Here is a 1,399-nt window from a genome sequence, read left to right on the forward strand (position 1 = left end):
CCGTATATGGACTCCTCCTCATTGCAAGCCCCCTCGCTTTGGCACCCGTGCCGACTGCACACGTATATTCGGCCTCTGGATACAGCATCGTTTCGATGCAGGGCCATGATGGGCTATTCGCGCGCCAGCTCCCAATCGCTTCTACGTGCTTTGCGCACCTGGACATTTGAGGGTTTTGCCGACGCCGGTTCGACCGGTTTGCCATCGTTAGGGTTGCTTCGCAATCGTGGTTAAGAGTTGTTTCTCTCGTAGAGCACGTCGGGTAAATAAATCAGGCCGCTGCCTGATCCGGTTGGTAATCAGTGCCGTAACGCAGCATCGCCCAAGCCATGCGTGCAGTTTTGTTGGCCAGCGCAATAGCGGCCACATTGGGATGCGATCGCTCGGCTAAACGAACGGCCCACTGGCTGAGTCGATCCTCTTTGGATTTGGCTGTGCGTAGCGCCGAGCGTGCACCATGCACCATCAATGTTCGCAGATACGCATCACCGCGCTTGCTGATACCGAGCAGTCGATCCTTACCACCAGAACTGTGTTGCCTCGGTGTCAGTCCCAGCGAGGCGGCAAACTGTCGGCCATTGGCAAACTGACGGGCATCACCGAGAGCGACGATGAGCGCTGTGGCGATCATGGGGCCAACACCGCGTAATTGCTGCAAGCGGACGGCAGGTGGCGCGCTTGCCGCGATTGCGGATAGCTCGTTATTGAGTTCACCCACGCGCTTATCCAGTGTGCAAAGGTCGCCCCACAAACCATCCAGCAGACAACGAAAGCGAGCCGTCAAACCGTTATCCGCATCTTCCAGCCAGCACGGTATCGCCCGACGCAGCATCAGTAATTCCTTCGGTGCAACGAGGCCGTACTCGGCGACCAGCCCACGGATCTGATTGGCTTTGGCCGTGCGCTGTTCGATTAAGCCGGCCCGGATGCGATGCGTTGCCTGGATATCCTGTTGTTCGATCGTCTTGATGGCGACGAAGCGCATGCTGGGACGGCTCATCGCTTCACAGATCGCCTCGGCATCGTTCGCGTCGTTCTTGTTGCTTTTGACATAAGGTTTAACGAACTGGGGAGCGACTAGCTTGACTCGGAATCCGCGAGCTTCGAGTTGCCGCGCCCAATGATGGGCCCCACCGCAACTCTCCATTCCGATCTCACAACCAGGTTCGACTTTTTCCAGCACCGTTTGCAGCCAACGATCACGTGGTAGCCGCTGCCGCCAGACCGGCTTCTCATGGCAATCCACACCGTGGATCTGAAACACGTTCTTGGCCAGGTCGACCCCAATTCGCATAAGCTTCATGTGTGGACTCCTTCTCGCTGTTGACTGTGGTTCGCACCTTCAGTCTGGCACTCAAGATGCCGAGGTGAGGAGGAGTCCATCCCATTGCTTCTGGCC

1 protein-coding gene is annotated in these 1,399 nt (G+C 57.5%); it reads right to left on the minus strand.

Annotation, left to right across the window (positions count from 1 at the left end):
• Positions 1-271 precede the first annotated feature (271 nt).
• The gene (locus ACI77H_RS30000) at positions 272-1,303 is read right to left on the minus strand and encodes an IS110 family transposase (protein ID WP_288912375.1); all 1,032 of its coding nucleotides are present in this window, start codon (positions 1,301-1,303) and stop codon (positions 272-274) included.
• Positions 1,304-1,399: the final 96 nt, after the last annotated feature.

Origin of the sequence: Pseudomonas sp. O230, assembly GCF_045447035.1 — a bacterium.
GTDB lineage: Bacteria > Pseudomonadota > Gammaproteobacteria > Pseudomonadales > Pseudomonadaceae > Aquipseudomonas.